Origin of the sequence: Actinomadura sp. DC4 (assembly GCF_030406325.1) — a bacterium.
Lineage (GTDB): Bacteria > Actinomycetota > Actinomycetes > Streptosporangiales > Streptosporangiaceae > Actinoallomurus.
Genome location: NZ_JAUEQY010000055.1, coordinates 19,625 through 36,546, shown reverse-complemented (window position 1 = coordinate 36,546; position 16,922 = coordinate 19,625). Strand labels below are relative to the sequence as shown.

Below are 16,922 nucleotides of genomic sequence, written 5' to 3'. Positions count from 1 at the left end.
CCCCGCCGTCGACGGAGGCGTGGTCGGGTACAGCTGAGCCGCCCGCGATGCGGGCTCGGTCGGGCGCGGAGGGCCTCGGCCCGAGCCAACCGTCCCCGCCGTCGACGGAGGCGTGGTCGGGTACAGCCGAGCGGCCTGGGGGAACGCCACCCGCGACGGAGGCGTGGTCGGGCGGCACGGCCGAACGACCTGCGGGCGCGTCGCCCGCGGCTCAGGGGCGGTCCGGGACCGCCGAGCGCGCAGCGGGTGGGCCGCCGTCCGGCCGGGGAGAGCAGAACACGAACCGCCCGCCACCTGCGACGCAGGCCTGGCAGGGGACCGAGGGCGGCGCCGAGAGGCAACCGGGAACGGCAGGGAGAGGCGGAGCGACACCCCCGCCGGCCACGGTGGCATGGACCGGCAGCGAGGGCTTGGACGAAGCCGACCCGGCGTCACCGCCCGCGACGGGCGAGCGCGAGAGCGGCGCGGTCCCGGGTCGGCCGGGCGCAACGGGGCGTGAGGCCGGCGGCCCGACTCCGCCACCCACTGTCGGCGGGGCTCCGGGTCGGCCGGGAATGACGGGACGTGAAGCGGGCGGCCAGCCGCCTGCGACGGTCGCATGGTCTGGCGAGGAGGCAGGCGGTTCGGCTCCGCCGCCTGCTACCGGCGAGCATGAGGGTGGCGCGGTTCCGGGTCGTCCGGGGGCGACGGAGCATGGAGCGGGCGGTTCGGCTTCGCCATCTGCGACGAGCGATAGCGGCGCGGTTCCGGGTCGGCCGGGCGTGACGGGGCGTGAGGCGGGTGGCCCGCCGCCTGCGAGGGTGGCGTGGTCCGGCAGCGAGGGCTTGGGCGAAGCCGACCCGGCGTCACCGCCCGCGACGGGCGAGCGCGAGAGCGGCCCGGTCTCGGGCGGGCCGGGCGTGACGGGGCCTGAGGCAGGCGGTCCGTCGCCGGCGACGGTGGCGTGGTCCGGGGATGCCCCGGCGCCTGCCGAGAATGAGCGCGGAGGCGATGCGTCGGTCGGCCAGGTGCGGCCGGGAGTAGGCGAGGAAACCACCTCTACGCCGGCCACGGCGGCGGAGACCGGTCGTGACGAAGTGGAAGCGGGGTCGGCCTCAGCGGCCGACGCGGCGCGGCCGGGGTTCGGCGAAGCGGTTGTCTCGCCGCCGGCGACGGTGGCGTGGTCCGGCGATGCGGGTCCGGTGGTGACGGGTGAACCGTCGGCGGCGGATGAGGCGGTATCTGGAGACGCGGGCGGTCTGCCGGGTTCAACGGTGATCGGCGAGCCGTCAATGGCGGATGACGTGATCTCGCCGCCGTCGGCGACGGTGGCCGAAGCCGAGGACACAGGCGGGACGGGTGAACCGTCGGCGGCCTCGGAGCCGGAAGGTACCGGCTCGGATGAGCAGGCCGCTCCGGGGGTAGCTGAAGCGCGGTTCGGTGTTGAGGGTGTGGACGGGCCCGAGTCCGATGGACAGGCCGGTGTCGGCGCTGCGACGTCAACGGACGAGCCGGAGGCGGACGGGACGTTCCTGCCCGCTGACTCGCAGGTTCCCATCGCTCATCCCGTGGATCTGCCGGTGGCCGGGCACAACGTGCGTGGCCGTGGAGAGCATGACGCCGCTCCCCACGATCGCACCATGCTCGACGCCGGGGCGGCCTCCGAGGGCGACCGGACGATGGTGGACGCGGCCGCCGCGGACGTGCACGAGCCCACGATGCTCAACGTCGAAGCAGGCCCCGGAAAACGGGCCGGCGACGCGGGCGTCCACGAGCCGGCCAGCGTCAGCGACGACGAGGACGACACCGTCGAGGACGAGCCCGGTGAGCTCACCATGACCGATGGTGAGATCGACCCCCAGGTCCACGACGCCACCATGATGGACCCGCTCGACTCCGCCGCCGAGGTGAACAACGCCACCTACCTCGACTGGATCGGCGGTACGCGCGCCGACGTCGGCCCCATTCCCATCGTCGCGCCCTCGCCCGTCGTCCCCGAGCCGCCCCGTACCAAGGCGATCGAGGAACAGCCCGCGGAAGGCACCCATGTCCTGTCCGGGAGCGACCTCATCGGCATGGCGCCCATGCCCGAGCGGCCGCTGGACCAGATCGCGCCTCCGCCGAAGCAGGCGCCGATGCCGAGGGTCGCCGAGCGCTTCGGCATCCGCTTCCTGTCCGGTGCCGACGACGCGACCGAGCTCTTCGACGAACTCCACCGCGATGCCCCCGCAAGGGTTCCCGCGCTGCTCATCGTCGGTGAGGCGCACACCGGGCAGCGGCGGCTCACCCGCCTCATCGCCCGTACGCTCGCCGGGGCCGGGCTCGGGGACGGCTCGGTCCGTACGGCCGACGGCGGGCAGCTGCGCGGCGACCGCGGCGACCGCGCCGCCACGGTCACCGCGATCCTCCGGGGCGCGACGAACTCCGGCGCACCCCTGCTCTTCGAACGCCTGGACCGCGCCGTGCTCGACGCGGCCGATCCGGCCCGCGTCGTGGCCGCCGTCACGAGCACCCGTGAAAGGAAGGCGCTGATCGCCACGTGTGAGCCGGACTCGTACCGGCTCCTGGCGAACCGCTACCCCCAGCTCACCCGGATGTTCAAGGTCTTCCGGCTGCCGGACCTGTCCGGCGTCCAGGCGCGGCTGGCCCTCATGCACGTGCTGGCCGACGAGCGGCGGGTGACGATCAACGCGTCGGGGCTCGAGATCGTACGAGGGGATCTGGCCCGGCTCGGCGGGCACGGCGGCCTGGTGGGGGCGCGGCTCGTCGAGGCGTACCTCGACCGGGCGGTCGGCCGGCACACCGAGCGGGCGGGCGCACCACGTGACCGGCTCGTACTGGTTCCGGTGGATTTCGCGGGCGTCGCGGAGGAGATCGAACCCGTGCTGCGGCCGCCGCGCGACGTGGACGGCTTCCTGCGCGGGCTCGACGAGATGATCGGGCTGGACGACGTGAAGCGTACGGTCGGCGGGCTGGTCGCCGAGGCGCGCATGGCCGCCGACCGGGCGATGCGCGGGCTGCCCTCCGGCAACCCCAGCCGCCATCTGATCTTCCTCGGCCGGCCCGGCACCGGAAAGGCGACCGTCGCCGGGCTGATCGGCGGCATCTACGCCGCGCTGAACCTCCTCGACACCGGGCAGCTCGTCGTGTGCGGCGCCCGCGACTTCGCCGGGGACACGGCCGCGAAGGTCGCCGCGTTCGTCGAGCGGGCCATCGGCGGCATCCTCCTGATCGAGGAGGCCCACCTGCTGGAGCGCATGCCGGCGGCGGTCGAGGAGCTCATCCGGCTGATGGCCGAGCGGCGCGACAAGTTCATGGTCGTCTGCGCGAGCCCGCCCGACGAGATGGAGAGCTTCCTGCTCACCAACCCCGGCTTCCGCGCGGAGTTCGGCGCGATCGTGGAGTTCCGCGACCCGACCGACCGGCAGCTCGTGCAGCTGTTCTCCCGGCTCGCCGAGCGCGACCTCTACATGCTGGACGAGGAACTGCGGGTCGAGCTCCTCGACAAGTTCGACGGCATGCGGCGCTATCCCGGGTTCGCGTTCGCCGACACCGTACGCCGCCTGTTCGACCAGACCGTCTCGCGTCAGGCGGCGCGGCTGGTGGGTGCGCAGGTCAGCGCGGCTGCGGTGGCGCGGCTGAGCGTGGGTGACCTGCCCCAGTCCGAGGGCGGACGGCTGCTCCAGGAGCTCCACCCGAACCGGCTACGGCGGTCACCCGACTAGACCATGCGCCGCCCCGCGGGGGTGGCTGCCGAATGGTCCTCTTGGGTCATGTGCCAGATCGCGACTGGCGCGTAGCCTCGTTGAGAGGTGGGGACGAAGCGGAGGTGGACGCGGTGCGTCAAGCAAATGTGGATCTACGCGTCCACGACCGGGTTGCGCTTGATGAGATCGAGCTCTACTCCGAGATGCTCAGCGCCGTCGCGTCGGCCGAACGGCCGCTGACGGTCGACGAGATCGACATGGTGTTGGGGATCGGGCACGCAATCCAGTCGTGAGCGCCGCCGTGGCCGGGACGAAGCGGCCACGGCGCCAGCGATGTGACGATTGTCACGATCGTACGAGCCGGGCTATGGCGGCCGAGGCCTCTTTGACCTTCGCCTCGGCGTCGGGTCCGCCCTCGTCGATGGCCTGTGTGACACAGTGGCCGAGATGGTCCTCGAGCAGTCCGAGCGCGACCGACTGAAGCGCGCGCGTCACCGCCGAGACCTGCGTGAGAACGTCGATGCAGTACTCATCCTCGGCGACCATGCGCTGAAGACCGCGCACCTGACCCTCGATGCGCCGGAGCCGGGTCAGGTAGGCGTCCTTGTCCTTCGCGTACCCGTGCATGAGGCGCAGAGTATACCCCTATGGGGTAAGTCGCAATAGATCGTTTGTGTCAGATCGTTCCGGGTAAAGCGAGCCGAGCACGGTGGGTGACCGGCCGGGATGAGTCGGAACGCGCCCGTTGTGAGGGGGATGTGCTCGGTAACTTGGGGGCGAAGGTTCGCTTTCCTGCTGGTTAGCCGTAGCATCCTCTCCGGACTGTTCCCGCACTTCAGGAGAAGGACGTGCGATTCCGACTCACGCCGCGTGAGGACAGCTACTACGACATGTTCGCGGACTCCGCGAACAACTTGGTCACTGGTGCCAGGTTGCTCGTAGAACTGATCAGCGACGGCGTCAACCGTGAGGCGATCGCGGAGAAGATGCGTGCTTGTGAACACGCGGGTGACGAGTTCACCCACGCGATCATGCGCAGGCTCAACGAAAGCTTCATCACGCCCTTCGACCGGGAGGACATCTATCGGCTCGCCTCCTCCCTCGATGACGTCATGGACTTCATGGAGGCCGCCGCTGACCTCGTTGTCCTCTACAAGATCGATGAACTGCCCGGAGACGTCGTCGGCCAGGTCGAGGTCCTCGAACGCGCCGCCGAGCTCACCGCGGAGGCGATGCCACGGCTGCGCGGGATGAAGAACCTCAGCGAGTACTGGATCGAGATCAACCGTCTTGAGAACCAGGGCGACCAGGTCTACCGTCGCCTGCTGGCCGAGCTGTTCGGCGGTGAGTACGACGCGCTGACGGTGCTCAAGTTCAAGGAGATCGTCGACCAGCTCGAGGCGGCGGCCGACGCCTTCGAGAAGGTGGCCAACACCGTCGAGACCATCGCGGTCAAGGAATCGTGAAGGCCACCCGTAACCGGAGGAAGGACGAGCACGCGTGGAGCTAACGGCCCTCATCGTCGTCGTCGGCATCGCGCTGTTCTTCAACTACACCAACGGCTTCCACGACGCGGCGAACGCCATCGCCACCTCGGTCTCGACGCGCGCGCTGACCCCGCGGGCGGCGCTGGCCATGGCCGCGGTCATGAACCTCGTCGGAGCGTTCCTGGGCACGGGTGTGGCCAAGACCGTCGGCAGCGGCATCATCGATCCTCCGAAGGACCTGCACGGCCTCACGATCGTGGCCGCGGCGCTCATCGGCGCGATCGTGTGGAACCTCATCACCTGGTACTACGGCCTGCCGTCCTCGTCCACGCACGGCCTCGTCGGCGGGCTGATCGGAGCCGCGCTCGCGGCCTCCGGCAGCGTGCTGTGGGCCGAGGTGCTCGAGAAGGTCGTGCTCTGGATGGTGCTGTCCCCGGTGATCGGGCTGCTGCTCGGCTACCTCGTGATGACGTGCATCATGTGGATCTTCCGGCGCTCGCATCCGGGGAAGGTCGGACGGCGGTTCCGCATCGCCCAGTCCCTGTCGGCCGCGGCGATGGCGCTCGGGCACGGGCTGCAGGACGCCCAGAAGACCATGGGCATCATCGTGCTCGCGCTGGTCACGACGGGGTACCAGGACGCGTCGGACTCCCACGTCCCGGTCTGGGTCATCCTGACCTGTGCCGCCGTGCTGTCCTTCGGCACGTACGCCGGCGGCTGGCGCATCATGCGGACACTCGGGCGGAAGGTCATCGAGCTCGATCCGCCCAAGGGTTTCGCCGCCGAGGCCACCGCCGCCAGCATCCTGTACGCCACGGCGTTCATCTGGCAGGCGCCGGTGTCCACCACTCACACGATCACCGCGGCCATCATGGGCGTGGGCTCGACCAAACGGCGCTCGGCGGTCCGCTGGGGGGTGGCGGGCAACATCGTCACCGCCTGGGTGCTCACCATCCCGGCCGCCGGTATCGTCGCCGCCTTCGCGTACTGGATCATCGAACTCTTCCACTGACACGCGCGTACGCCCGGACGGCGCCCTCGTACCGTCCGGGCGTGGCGATGCTCACCCGAAGCGGCCGGTGATGTAGTCCTCGGTGGCCTTCTCGGTGGGGTTGGTGAAGATCTTGTTCGTGTCGTCGATCTCGACCAGACGGCCCGGCTGACCCTGTGCGGCCAGGTTGAAGAACCCGGTCGTGTCGCTCACCCGGGCGGCCTGCTGCATGTTGTGCGTGACGATGACGATCGTGTACTGGTCCTTCAGCGACGCGATCAGGTCCTCGATGGCGAGGGTGGAGATCGGGTCGAGAGCCGAGCACGGCTCGTCCATGAGCAGCACCTGCGGCTCGACCGCGATGGCGCGGGCGATGCACAGCCGCTGCTGCTGACCGCCGGACAGGCCGGCGCCGGGACGGTTCAGCCGGTCCTTTACCTCGTTCCACAGGTTCGCGCCGCGCAGCGACCTCTCCACGATCTCGCCGAGCCGGCCGCGGCCGCGCACGCCGTTCAGCTTCAGCCCGGCCGCCACGTTGTCGAAGATCGACATGGTGGGGAACGGGTTCGGCCGCTGGAAGACCATGCCGATCGCGCGGCGTACCGCGACCGGATCGACGTCGGAGGCGTACAGGTTGAGGTCGTCGAGCAGCACCTTGCCCTCGACCCGCGCACCGGGGATCACCTCGTGCATACGGTTCAGCGAGCGCAGCAGCGTGGACTTGCCGCACCCGGACGGGCCGATGAACGCGGTCACGGAGCGGGGCTCGATCGTCATCGAGATGTCCTCGATGGCCCGGGTCTTGCCGTAGTAGGCGTTCAGACCGGAGATATCGATCCGCTTGGCCATGGGGGCACTACTCCTATCGGGAAACGGGCTGACGCAGGCGGGCGATCACGCGCGCCACCAGGTTGAGCAGCATGATGATGACGATCAACGTCAGCGCGGCCGCCCACGCCCGGTCGATCGCGGTGTCGTTCGGCCGTCCGGCCTGGTCGAAGATGAAGAGCGGCAGCGCCATCTGCGGCCCCTCGAAGGCGTTGTTGTTGATCGCCGAGGTCACGAACACCGTGAGCAGGAGCGGTGCGGTCTCGCCCATGACGCGGGCGATGGCCAGCATGATTCCGGTGATGATGCCGGTGAAGGCGGTCGGCAGCACGACGAAGCAGATCGTCCGCCACCGCGGCACGCCGAGGGCGTACGACGCCTCGCGCAGGTCGTTCGGCACCAGCTTGAGCATTTCCTCGGCGGCCCGTACGACGGTCGGCATCATCAGGATCGACAGGGCGAGCGAGCCGGCGAAACCGGAGTAGCTGAAGCCGAGCAGCAGCAGCCAGAACGCCAGGATGAACAGGCCCGCCACGATCGAGGGCAGGCCGGTCATGACGTCGACGAAGAAGCTGACGACCTTGGCCAGCCGGCTGTCCCGGCCGTACTCCACCAGGTAGACCGCGGTGAGGACGCCGATCGGGATCGCGATGATGCTGGCCAGCGCGACCTGCTCGACCGTGCCGATGATCGCGTGGTACGCGCCGCCGCCGGCGTCGTTGGCGCCGATGCCGTTCAGCGAGTGGGTGAAGAACTCACCGTCGAAGCGCTTACTGCCCTTGCTGATGACGGTCCACAGGACGGAGACCAGAGGGATGACGGCGAGGGCGAAGGCGACGTAGACCAGCACCTGAACGCTGCGGTCCTTGATCTTGCGCCCCGCCGAGACGCCTCGCAGCACCTGCGAGTTGGGGGTGCTCACACGAACTCCTTGCGCCGGGCCACGATGGCACGGGCGAGCATGTTGACGACAAGGGTGATCACGAACAGCACCAGGCCGGAGGCGATGAGCGCGCCCCGGCCCGTGTTGCCGGCCATGCCGAAGGTGTTCGCGATGTTGGCGGCGAACGTGTTGCCGCCCGGCTTGAGAATCCGCAGCGAGATCCCGGCCGCGGTGGACAGCACCATCGCGACGGCGATCGTCTCGCCGAGCGCGCGGCCGAGGCCGAGCATCGCGGCGCTGACCATGCCCGAGCGGCCGAAGGGCAGCACGGCCATCCGGATGACCTCCCACCGCGTCGCGCCGAGGGCCAGGGCCGCCTCCACGTTGGGCTGCGGCACCTGCAGGAACACCTCGCGCGAGATGGAGGAGATGATCGGCAGGATCATGATCGCCAGAACGATGCTGGCGGTCAGGATGGACTGCCCGCCCACGCTGTCACCGCCGAACAGCGGGATCCAGCCGAAGTCGTCGTGCAGGAAGTCGGCGACGCTCGCCATCTTGGGGACGAAGAACTGCAGCCCCCACAGGCCGTACACCACACTCGGCACCGCGGCGAGCAGGTCCACCACGTAGCCGAGGCCCGAGGCCAGGCGGCGCGGCGAGTAGAAGGCGATGAACAGCGCGATGCCGATCGCCACCGGCGTGGCGAGGATCAGCGCGATCAGGGACGACAGCAGGGTGCCGAACGCCAGTTGCAGGATGCCGAACCTCGGCTCCGCCGCGTCCGGGTTCCACGCCTGCGAGGTCAGGAAGTTGGCCTTGTCCGCCTTCAGCGCCGGGACGGCCTTGGCGATGAGGAACACCGCGATCGCCGCGATGATGAGGAGCAGCAGGATGCCGGACCCCCGGGCCGAGATGCCGAACAGGCGATCTCCCAGGCGGCCGGTGCTGAGCTTGCGTCCCCGTCCGCCCCGGGTGCCGGACGCGCCCTGCTCCAGGGTTTCGCTGGTCACTCGTCCCCCTCATTGGTCACGCGTCGATCTCCTTGCGGGTGATATGCCGCCGAGCCGACGCGGTGATCCGCGCCGGCTCAGCATGCTTCTCGGTCAGGACAGGCCCTTAACGGCCGCCTGAACCTTGGTCAGGATGCCGGTCGGCAGCGGGGCGTACCCGAGGCCGCTCAGAATCGACTGGCCCTGCTGGCTGGAGGTGTAGTTGAGGAAGGACTTCACGAACTTCGCCTGCTCGTCGGGGAGGCCCTTCTCGCAGACGATCTCGTAGGTGACCAGGACGATCGGGTAACCGGCCTTGCCCTTGTAGTCCAGCGTCAGGGCCAGGTCGTTGCCCTGGCCGGAGACCTGGGCGCCGGCGATGGCCTGCGACGCGGTGTCGGAGCTGACCTCGCTGAAGTCGCCGCCGCCGTTCTGGACCTTGGCGGTCTGCAGCTTGCCGTTGGTGGCGTAGGACAGCTCGGCGTACCCGATGGTGCCGTCACCCTGCTTGATGCCCGTGGAGACGCCGTCAGAGCCCTTGAGGCCCTGGCCGCCGGCCTTGGCCGGCCACGTCTTGCCGCCCTCGAACTTCCAGGCGTCCGGCGCCGTGGCGAGCAGGAACTTGGTGAGGTTGTCCGTCGTGCCCGAGTCGTCCGAGCGGTGCAGCGGCTTGATCGGGGTGGACGGCAGCTTGACGCCGGAGTTGTCCTTGGCGATCGCCGGGTCGTTCCAGGTCTTGATGGCGCCGGAGAAGATGCCCGCGATCGTCTTGGGCGCGAGCTGGATGTTGTCGACGCCCTTGAGGTTGTAAATGATCGCGATGGGGCCGCCGACCATCGGCAGGTCGAGCGCCTTGCCCGTCTTGCAGCGCGCGTCGGCCGGGCCGTGCTCCTCGGGCTTGAGGGCCGAGTCGGAGCCGGCGAAGGCCACCTGGCCGCCGGTGAAGGCCTGGACGCCCGCACCCGAACCGCTCGGGCTGTAGTTGACGTTGGACCCGGCGCAGCTCTGCTGGTAGCCCTTGATCCATTCGCTCATGGCGTTGGCCTGGGCGGACGAGCCGGCCGCGTTCACCGTGGACTTCACGCAGTCGCCGCTCGCGGCGGTGCCGCCGCCCCCGTTGTCATCCGTCCCGCACGCGGTCAGCGAGAGCGCACCCGCAAGGGCCACGCCGCCGAGGGCGGCCAGCCGTGTGCCGATCATCACCGAAAGTTCTCCTCGAAGGTAGTTGGGCGGCCCCCCTGGCGTTTGTCCAGGTTGGGACCACCGTCGATGCCCGACGCTAAGGAGGAGAGATGACCACTCACTCTGATCTAGGTGAACGAGGGATGAACTCAGGCCTGATGTATGGAAAAAGAAGGTGTTACTTGAGGCGACCGCAGGGTTAACGGCCCTGCACCGGACCCATGTCCGTGCTGGTGGGAGCGTGGTTGCTGCGAGGTTTACCGGGAGTTGCCGTACATGGCGTCGGTCGCGGCGAGCTCGAACCCGAGCTTGCCGTAGAGCGCGGTCGCGGCGGTGTTCGACTCGTCGACGTAGAGCATCACGGCGGGCAGCCCGAGGCCCTGGAGATGACGCAGCCCGGCCAGCGTCAGCACCCGGCCGAGACCGAGCCCCTGCGCGTCCGGGTCGACGCCGACGACGTACACCTCGCCGACCGGCCCGTCCTCGTGCACCTTCGTCCAGTGGAAGCCGGCCAGCCCGCCGTCGCGCTCGGCGAGGAAGAAGCCCTCGGGGGAGAACCACGGCTCGCGCTCACGGCGCTCCAGGTCCTCGCGCGTCCAGCGGCCCTGCTCGGGGTGGTGGGCGAAGGCGCGCGCGTTGGTGCGCAGCCAGGCGTCCTCGTCCCGGCCGACCTCGAACGTGCGCAGCCGTACGCCCGGCGGCACGGCGACCTCCGGGAGCGGCCCGTCGAACGGGCGCCGCATCTGCAACAGCGCGCGGAACCGCTCGAAACCGAGCGCGCCCGCGAGCGCCACCGCGGCGGGCAGCTCGCCGTGAGCCCAGACGTTCAGCGACGGGACCTGGCCGGCCAGCGCGGTGAGGAGGCCGCGGCCGTGGCCGCGGCGGCGCAGCGACGGGCGTACCGCGAGCTCGCCGGTGTCGCCGTCGAGCACGGCGACGCCCGCGAGCGTGTCGCCGTCGTAGGTCAGCACGGCGCCACGGCCGTCGCGCAGCCGCAGCAGCGCGCTCTCGCCCATCGGCCGTACGCCGTCGGCCGCGGCGGCCTCCTCGGTGATCTCCAGGGCCGCCGTGACCTCGTCGTCCGTCAGTTCCTCGCGTACGACCGGGCTCATGGCGGCGAGCCTATCGAGGCCGCGCGGGGCGACGGAGTTCAGGTCGCCGGTCACGATGTTGTTTCGGGTCCTCCCGCCGGTCCGGGTACGTGTCATAACATCTGGCCCTTGTCCGTGCGGGAAGGGCGGTCGTCATGGGCGATCCCGGACTACCGGTGATGATCGGGCTGCTCGCGGTCCCGGTCGGGGTGCTGCTGCTCGTCGTGGTGCTGGCCTCGATCGGCGGCCGGTGGACCGTACCCGTGTCCTCCGCCGAGCCGGAGCCGCCGGAGGTCTACGACGATCCGCGCCCGGACCCGTGGGCCGATCCGTGGCGGCTGGCCGAACCACCGCGTCCCGCGCTGCCGCCGGGGCCCGCGCCGCGTCCGGCGCTGCCACCGCCGTCCCGGCTCGCGCTGCCGGCCGCCTCGCAGCCTCCGCCGCCGCGGTACCAGCCGCCGTCGCCCTCGCGGGAGCTCGCCCCCGCGCCACGTCCGTACCGGCAACCGGCGCCCCCGCCCGCTCGCCCGGCGTACGGGTCGCTCGCCCGCGAGCGGTACGACCACCCGGCGGAGCAGGACCCGGAGTCGTCGCCGCAGCAGGGTTTCCCGTACGGCCCCTACCGGCACCAGTGAGGTCCGCCCGGCGTACGTGAGCCGGGGGAACCGGAGCGCCCGCTCAGGCGTCCTAGTTCGGCTTCTTCGCGATCTTGAGGTCGCGCGGAGCTTCCGGACATCGACGCCCTATGGGGAGTGGGTCACTGTGCAACCCCCGCAGCCGCCGTACGGCGGACCGCCACCGCCGCCCGGTCCGGGGATGGGAGGATTCGGGCCTCCGTCCGGCCCGCCCGGTCCTCCCGGATGGGGCCCGCCCGGCCCGCCCCTGCCGCCGCGCAGGCCGAACAACGGCGGCGCGGTGATCGTCATCCTGCTCGCTGTCTTCGTGGTGCTCATCGGGGGCGTGGCCGGCCTGTGGTTCGTCCTCGACGCCGGCGTCGAGGCGAGTTCGGCGACGTCGGCACCGTCGTACAGCCCGCCGGCCTTCCCCACGCCGACGTACAGCCCGCCGTCGCTGCCGACCTACACGCCGTACTCCCCGCCGGACCCGCCGTCGGCGCCGCCCACGACGTACTCGCCGGCGTTCGACCCCCAGCCCGGCGACTGCGTGCGCAACACCGGGACCTACGCCCACCCGCACCTGTACATGTCGACCTGCACACCGGGGCACTACCGGATCATCGATCGGATCGACGACACGACGAACACCAGACGGTGCGCCTCGACGGGCTACACCTACGCGGTGTGGTTCAACAGCCCCGCGTACGTGCTGTGCATGCGGGGCCTGTGAAAGCGCGGCTCAGTGGTGTGCCGGGGCCTCCTCGGCGCGGTGGTCGGGCACGAAGCGGTAACCGACGTTACGGACCGTTCCAATGAGTGACTCGTACTCCGGACCGAGCTTGGCTCTCAGCCGTCGCACGTGGACGTCGACCGTACGGGTGCCGCCGAAGTAGTCATATCCCCAGACCTCCTGCAGCAACTGGGCCCGGGTGAAGACCCGGCCCGGGTGCTGCGCGAGGTATTTCAGCAGCTCGAACTCCTTGAAGGTGAGGTCGAGCACGCGCCCGCGAAGGCGCGCGCTGTAAGTCGCCTCGTCGATCGTCAGCTCGCCGCTGCGAATCTCCCCCGGCACGTCTTCGGGCTCGGCGACGGACGCGCGCCCGACCGCCAGCCGTAGCCGTGCCTCCACCTCGGCCGGGCCGGCCGTCTCCAGCACGACGTCGTCGAGACCCCACTCGGGGGTCAGGGCGGCCAGGCCGCCCTCGGTGACGATCGCCAGCAACGGCGCGTCCAGCCCGGTCGTGCGCAGCAACCGGCACAGGCTCTTGGCCTGGGCGAGGTCGCGCCGCGCATCGACGATCACCACATCGGCCGGTGGCGCGTCGATCAGTGCCACTCCCTCGGCCGGGGCCACCCGGACCGAATGCAGTAGCAACCCGAGCGCCGGCAGGACTTCATCGGACGGCTCGAGCACGTTGGTCAGCAGCAGCAGAGTGCTCAATACGGCCTCCTCGCTTGGCGGCCCCCAAAAAGACGTTGAGGACCCGAGGGCGACGCTGCCCGGATCCCTACTAGGAGAGGATATCGAATAGTGGGCCGCAGCTCACTACCGAGTGGTGTAGACCACGAGACAAGGATCAGAAGATCACCATGGCGAAGGGCCTGATCAGATACTGGGCGGCCGCGCGGGCGGCGGCCGGAGTGGCCGAAGAACCGTACGACGCCGACACGCTCGGCGAGGCGCTGACGTCCGCCGCCTCCGGCCGGGGCGGGGAGTTCGAGCGCGTTCTCTCCCGGAGCTCCTTCCTCGTCGACGGGGCGCCCGTGGGCCGTCGTGACCACGCGTCCGTCCAGCTCACGGACGGTGCCACGGTCGAGGTCCTGCCCCCGTTCGCGGGCGGCTAGCCACGGCGCGGCCGGGTAATACGGCGGAGGGACGCGGCGCGCGCGAACGTCAGTACCGGAGGTGACTCGGCGAGGCTCCCCGCGCCGGTAGTGTGATCACGAATCGGCGACGGGAGAGACATGCGCAAGGGACTGGTGATCTTCCTGATCTTGCTGATCGGGCTGGTCATCGCCGCCGATCGGATCGGGTTGTGGGTAGCGCAGGACCAGATAGCCAAGAACGTCAAGACGCAGTACGCCCTCGACCACAAGCCCACCGTCAAGATCAAGGGCTTCCCGTTCCTGACCCAGGCGCTGAACGGCAAGTACGGCGAGATCGACGTCAACGTCGGTGACGTGACCCAGCTCGGCGTGCACCTGACGGACACAGTGGTGACGTTGAAGGACGTCAAGGCGCCGCTGTCCGACGCCGTCCACGGCGACGCGTCCAAGATGGTGGCCGGCACCGCGACCTCCGTCGCGACCGTGTCCTACGCCGACGTCGACAAAGAGGCGCCGCGGGGGCTGAAGGTCTCCGCCAAGGGCAAGGAGCTGCAGGTACGCGGCCCGGTGACCGTCCTCGGCCTCAGCCGTACGGTGACCGCGACGGTGACCGTGAAGCCCTCGGGCCGCAACGTCCGCGTGCTGCCGCAGACGGTCAACGCCGGTGGCGCCACGCTGCCCGTCGCCCTCATCCAGCAGGCGTTCTCGTTCACGCTGCCGGTGAAGGGCCTCCCGCTGAACACCCGCATCACCGACGTCCAGGTCGGCCCGGACGGACTACGCGTCACGACCGTCGGTGAGCACGTGAATCTCGAGAGTCTCAACGAACACTGAGTTCCGCCAGGCGGATCGTTCCCGAAACATGTGTTTCACGGTGAACCGACCGCTCAACTGGTACGTGTTTGAGGTGTGGGACCGACTGCGAACGAGCGCCTTCTCCGCGCCCTGTACGCCGAGCACGGGGGACCGCTCCTGGGATACGTCCTGCGCCTGACCGAAGGTGATCGGCATCAGGCGGAGGACGTGGTCCAGGAGACGCTGCTGCGTGCCTGGCGTCATCCGGACGCTCTTGAGGGACGCCCGATACGGCCCTGGCTGTTCACGGTGGCACGGAATCTGGTGGTCGACGCCCATCGGGCCCGGCAGTCCCGGCCACCCGAGGCGGGTGAGGCCGGTCTCGCCGCCGTACCTGCCACCGACGAGATCGGCCGGGCGCTCGAGTCGTGGACGTTCGCCGAGGCGCTCGCCGACCTGAGCCCGGAGCACCGGTCGGTCCTGATCGAGACCTACTACCGGGGCCGGTCGGTGGCCGAGGCCGCGTCGGTCCTCGGCGTGCCTCCCGGCACGGTGAAGTCACGTTCCTACTATGCGCTGCGAGCGCTCAAACTCGCACTCGAAGAACGGGGGCTGGCGCCATGACATCGAGCACCGAATGCTCCCGGCTGCGCATCTCGCTCGGCGTGTACGTCCTCGGCGCCATCGAACCCGCCGAACGTGCCCTGCTCGACGAGCACCTGAGCACGTGCGGACGCTGCCGCGACGAACTGGCCTCCCTCGCCGGGCTGCCGGCCCTGCTGAGCCGCGTGGGCGAGGAACAGCTCGCCCAGCTCGGCCCGCCGCCGGAAGAGCTCCTCGAACCCATGCTCGCCCAGGCCAACCGCGAGATCCGTACGCGACGCCGGCGAAACGTCGTCGTGCTCATCGCCGCCGCGGCCGCCCTGGTGGTCGCGACCGGCGCGGGCATGGGACTGGTGACGGGCGACGACGACGGCGGCCGTCCGGTGGCCCGCTCGTCCGCCACGTCCGCGCCTCCGCAGGCGGGCCGGAACCTGGTCGGGAAGGACCCCGTCACCGGCGTACAGGCCCAGATCAACCTGCAGTCGAAACGCTGGGGGACCGCGCTGGACATGCACGTCAGCGGCACCCCGCGCGGGGCGCACTGCCGGGTGTTCGTGGTCGACAAGGACGGCCGGAGCGACATCGCGGGCTCCTGGGAGGTGCCGTACGCGGCGCGGGAGGGCTCCGCGGAGTACTTCGGATCCTCGATGATCGCCGCCGACCAGGTCGCGTCGATCGAGGTCCGGACGCTCGACGGAGAACGCCTGCTGCGAGTTCCGGTCTGACGGAATGAACGAGGCGGCGTACGCCTTGTCTCTTTTCTGTGACCGGTGTCTACGTCGCGGCGGCGGCGCTCGTGCTCTCTTTGGCTCTCGGCCTGGTGTGGCGGAGCCGCAACGGGGTCATGCGCGCCCGCCCGGAGCGTGAGGGGGCGGACGTGGAGCGTCTGGGGGAGACCGACCTCGGCGCCTCGCTGGGAGAACGGGCGACGCTGCTGCAGTTCTCCTCGGCCTTCTGCGCCCCGTGCCGCGCCACGCGGCGCGTGCTGACGGAGGTCGCGGGCATGGTCGACGGCGTGGCCCACGTGGAGATCGACGCGGAGTCCCACCTGGAACTGGTCCGGAGACTGAACGTCCTGCGCACACCGACGGTCTTCGTCCTGGACGCGGACGGCGGAGTCATCCGCCGGGGCTCGGGCCTGCCGCGCAAGGCCGACATCGTCGCCGCCCTCGGCGAAACCACCTCCTGAGATCACCGCCGACCGGCTCGTGTTTCGGGGTACGTTCGGAGAGTGACCGCTGCGCACGACTACGAGGACCTGCACCGCCTGGTCGACCGCTTGACCCCTGTTCAGGCCCACGAACTCCGCGACCACGCCCTCCGCCTGATCGACGAGGACGAGCAGGAGGAGCCGACCTCCGAGACACGATCCGTTCCGCGCGAGCTGTCGTTCATCGGGATCATCCACGCGGAGCCCGATCTCGCAGAGCGTTCCGAAGACATCCTCCGCCAGGGGTTCGGTCACTGATTGTCGGGGTCGACGCGGAAGTGCGGTTCCTTGAGGCGCTGGCCGCAGGCGAACTCGATCTTGTACCCACGGTCTCCTCGGATCTCGCCCGGATGGTCGAGCTGGTCAGGACGTATGCGGATCTTCCTCTCGGGGCCGTCGACGCTTCAGTGGTCGCCATAGCCGAGCGGCTGGGCATCAAGGAGATCGCGACGCTCGATCGGCGGGATTTCAGTGTGGTGCGGCCGCGGCACGCCGAGGTGTTCTCGATCGTTCCCTAGGTGCGATGCCGCAGGTCCGCTGGCGTGTCGTCGTCCCAAGGGGCGAGATGGCGTTTTACGCCGAGCGAGAGGCCGCTTACTATCGTGTCCGTGCGTTCCTGGACAGAGTTGCTTACCAAGCGGCGAGCGGTCGACTTCTGCCGCGTCGCGACCGCACTCTGTCGCACGGCCTGAGTCAGTTGGCCCCTTTTCAGCCCATCTCACTCGCCGTC

Annotated in this window: 21 protein-coding genes; 14 read left to right on the top strand and 7 right to left on the bottom strand. The window is 70.1% G+C overall.

The genetic code is table 11. The annotated features are described in order from the left end of the window. The first annotated feature begins 1,619 nt into the window (after nt 1–1,619). Together QWU11_RS45850 and QWU11_RS45845 are read left to right on the top strand one after the other, a co-directional pair. Nucleotides 1,620–3,704, top strand: a complete 2,085-nt coding sequence (locus tag QWU11_RS45850) for an AAA family ATPase (RefSeq protein ID WP_290120904.1) — start codon at nt 1,620–1,622, stop codon at nt 3,702–3,704. Between the two features lie 104 nt (nt 3,705–3,808). Continuing rightward, the gene (locus QWU11_RS45845; RefSeq protein ID WP_290120903.1) at nt 3,809–3,979 is read left to right on the top strand and encodes a hypothetical protein; all 171 of its coding nucleotides are present in this window, start codon (nt 3,809–3,811) and stop codon (nt 3,977–3,979) included. 52 nt (nt 3,980–4,031) lie between these two features. Here the strand turns inward: QWU11_RS45845 and QWU11_RS45840 are convergent, their stop codons facing one another. Beyond that, entirely contained in the window at nt 4,032–4,313 is a 282-nt protein-coding gene (locus QWU11_RS45840; RefSeq protein ID WP_290120902.1) for a metal-sensitive transcriptional regulator, read from the bottom strand. A gap of 221 nt (nt 4,314–4,534) precedes the next feature. On the opposite strand from QWU11_RS45840, the gene QWU11_RS45835 reads away from it, so the two are divergent. Then, nucleotides 4,535–5,152, top strand: coding sequence for a DUF47 family protein (locus QWU11_RS45835; protein ID WP_290120901.1), 618 nt, complete (start codon nt 4,535–4,537; stop codon nt 5,150–5,152). Between the two features lie 34 nt (nt 5,153–5,186). Continuing rightward, entirely contained in the window at nt 5,187–6,185 is a 999-nt protein-coding gene (locus tag QWU11_RS45830; protein ID WP_290120900.1) for an inorganic phosphate transporter, read from the top strand. A 51-nt stretch (nt 6,186–6,236) separates the two neighbouring features. On the opposite strand, the gene pstB is transcribed toward QWU11_RS45830, so the two are convergent. The 5 genes from pstB to mshD all read right to left on the bottom strand — a co-directional run bounded on the left by pstB (nt 6,237) and on the right by mshD (nt 11,161). Continuing rightward, nucleotides 6,237–7,013 (bottom strand): phosphate ABC transporter ATP-binding protein PstB, encoded by a 777-nt coding sequence (pstB, locus tag QWU11_RS45825; RefSeq protein ID WP_290120899.1) that lies wholly within the window; start codon nt 7,011–7,013, stop codon nt 6,237–6,239. 13 nt (nt 7,014–7,026) lie between these two features. Further along, on the bottom strand, nt 7,027–7,914 hold the full coding sequence (pstA, locus tag QWU11_RS45820; RefSeq protein WP_290120898.1) for a phosphate ABC transporter permease PstA: 888 nt from the start codon (nt 7,912–7,914) through the stop codon (nt 7,027–7,029). Continuing rightward, on the bottom strand, nt 7,911–8,813 hold the full coding sequence (gene pstC, locus QWU11_RS45815) for a phosphate ABC transporter permease subunit PstC (RefSeq protein WP_290120908.1): 903 nt from the start codon (nt 8,811–8,813) through the stop codon (nt 7,911–7,913). The genes pstA and pstC overlap by 4 nt, the downstream gene beginning before the upstream one ends. 168 nt (nt 8,814–8,981) lie before the next feature. After that, the gene (gene pstS / locus QWU11_RS45810; RefSeq protein ID WP_290120907.1) at nt 8,982–10,067 is read right to left on the bottom strand and encodes a phosphate ABC transporter substrate-binding protein PstS; all 1,086 of its coding nucleotides are present in this window, start codon (nt 10,065–10,067) and stop codon (nt 8,982–8,984) included. Between the two features lie 239 nt (nt 10,068–10,306). Next, on the bottom strand, nt 10,307–11,161 hold the full coding sequence (mshD, locus tag QWU11_RS45805) for a mycothiol synthase (protein ID WP_290120906.1): 855 nt from the start codon (nt 11,159–11,161) through the stop codon (nt 10,307–10,309). A gap of 134 nt (nt 11,162–11,295) precedes the next feature. Here mshD and QWU11_RS45800 point away from each other — a divergent pair, with 134 nt between their 5' ends. Together QWU11_RS45800 and QWU11_RS45795 are read left to right on the top strand one after the other, a co-directional pair. Then, on the top strand, nt 11,296–11,775 hold the full coding sequence (locus QWU11_RS45800) for a hypothetical protein (protein ID WP_290120897.1): 480 nt from the start codon (nt 11,296–11,298) through the stop codon (nt 11,773–11,775). A 181-nt stretch (nt 11,776–11,956) separates the two neighbouring features. Beyond that, nucleotides 11,957–12,487 carry a hypothetical protein gene (locus QWU11_RS45795; RefSeq protein WP_290120896.1) on the top strand — a complete coding sequence of 177 codons (531 nt, stop codon included), beginning with the start codon at nt 11,957–11,959 and terminating at the stop codon, nt 12,485–12,487. A 9-nt stretch (nt 12,488–12,496) separates the two neighbouring features. Here QWU11_RS45795 and QWU11_RS45790 read toward each other — a convergent pair whose 3' ends face one another. Then, a complete protein-coding gene (locus QWU11_RS45790; RefSeq protein WP_290120895.1) occupies nt 12,497–13,198 on the bottom strand; it encodes a response regulator transcription factor in 702 nt (233 codons plus the stop codon). Between the two features lie 149 nt (nt 13,199–13,347). On the opposite strand from QWU11_RS45790, the gene QWU11_RS45785 reads away from it, so the two are divergent. From QWU11_RS45785 to QWU11_RS47595, 8 genes are all read left to right on the top strand, one after another. Continuing rightward, the gene (locus QWU11_RS45785; protein ID WP_290120894.1) at nt 13,348–13,602 is read left to right on the top strand and encodes a MoaD/ThiS family protein; all 255 of its coding nucleotides are present in this window, start codon (nt 13,348–13,350) and stop codon (nt 13,600–13,602) included. A 120-nt stretch (nt 13,603–13,722) separates the two neighbouring features. Next, nucleotides 13,723–14,418, top strand: a complete 696-nt coding sequence (locus tag QWU11_RS45780) for a DUF2993 domain-containing protein (protein WP_290120893.1) — start codon at nt 13,723–13,725, stop codon at nt 14,416–14,418. A gap of 75 nt (nt 14,419–14,493) precedes the next feature. Further along, on the top strand, nt 14,494–15,003 hold the full coding sequence (locus tag QWU11_RS45775; protein WP_290120892.1) for a sigma-70 family RNA polymerase sigma factor: 510 nt from the start codon (nt 14,494–14,496) through the stop codon (nt 15,001–15,003). After that, a complete protein-coding gene (locus QWU11_RS45770) occupies nt 15,000–15,707 on the top strand; it encodes a zf-HC2 domain-containing protein (RefSeq protein WP_290120891.1) in 708 nt (235 codons plus the stop codon). The genes QWU11_RS45775 and QWU11_RS45770 overlap by 4 nt, the downstream gene beginning before the upstream one ends. Before the next feature lie 38 nt (nt 15,708–15,745). Further along, complete coding sequence (locus tag QWU11_RS45765) at nt 15,746–16,171, top strand: thioredoxin family protein (protein WP_290120890.1); 426 nt, start codon at nt 15,746–15,748, stop codon at nt 16,169–16,171. Nucleotides 16,172–16,213: 42 nt separating this feature from the next. Next, a complete protein-coding gene (locus tag QWU11_RS45760; RefSeq protein WP_290120889.1) occupies nt 16,214–16,450 on the top strand; it encodes a hypothetical protein in 237 nt (78 codons plus the stop codon). Nucleotides 16,451–16,470: 20 nt separating this feature from the next. Continuing rightward, nucleotides 16,471–16,710, top strand: a complete 240-nt coding sequence (locus tag QWU11_RS45755; protein ID WP_290120888.1) for a PIN domain-containing protein — start codon at nt 16,471–16,473, stop codon at nt 16,708–16,710. Further along, complete coding sequence (locus QWU11_RS47595) at nt 16,711–16,884, top strand: putative leader peptide (protein WP_354670960.1); 174 nt, start codon at nt 16,711–16,713, stop codon at nt 16,882–16,884. The last annotated feature ends 38 nt before the right edge of the window (nt 16,885–16,922 follow it).

What these genes read in the sequence shown, in the direction of transcription:
- QWU11_RS45850 (WP_290120904.1), top strand. Translation starts at nt 1,620, where the DNA reads ATGCTCGACGCCGGGGCGGCCTCCGAGGGCGACCGGACGATGGTGGAC.
- QWU11_RS45840 (WP_290120902.1), bottom strand. Translation starts at nt 4,313, where the DNA reads ATGCACGGGTACGCGAAGGACAAGGACGCCTACCTGACCCGGCTCCGG.
- pstB (WP_290120899.1), bottom strand. Translation starts at nt 7,013, where the DNA reads ATGGCCAAGCGGATCGATATCTCCGGTCTGAACGCCTACTACGGCAAG.
- pstS (WP_290120907.1), bottom strand. Translation starts at nt 10,067, where the DNA reads ATGATCGGCACACGGCTGGCCGCCCTCGGCGGCGTGGCCCTTGCGGGT.
- mshD (WP_290120906.1), bottom strand. Translation starts at nt 11,161, where the DNA reads ATGAGCCCGGTCGTACGCGAGGAACTGACGGACGACGAGGTCACGGCG.
- QWU11_RS45800 (WP_290120897.1), top strand. Translation starts at nt 11,296, where the DNA reads ATGGGCGATCCCGGACTACCGGTGATGATCGGGCTGCTCGCGGTCCCG.
- QWU11_RS45795 (WP_290120896.1), top strand. Translation starts at nt 11,957, where the DNA reads ATGGGAGGATTCGGGCCTCCGTCCGGCCCGCCCGGTCCTCCCGGATGG.
- QWU11_RS45785 (WP_290120894.1), top strand. Translation starts at nt 13,348, where the DNA reads ATGGCGAAGGGCCTGATCAGATACTGGGCGGCCGCGCGGGCGGCGGCC.
- QWU11_RS45780 (WP_290120893.1), top strand. Translation starts at nt 13,723, where the DNA reads ATGCGCAAGGGACTGGTGATCTTCCTGATCTTGCTGATCGGGCTGGTC.
- QWU11_RS45770 (WP_290120891.1), top strand. Translation starts at nt 15,000, where the DNA reads ATGACATCGAGCACCGAATGCTCCCGGCTGCGCATCTCGCTCGGCGTG.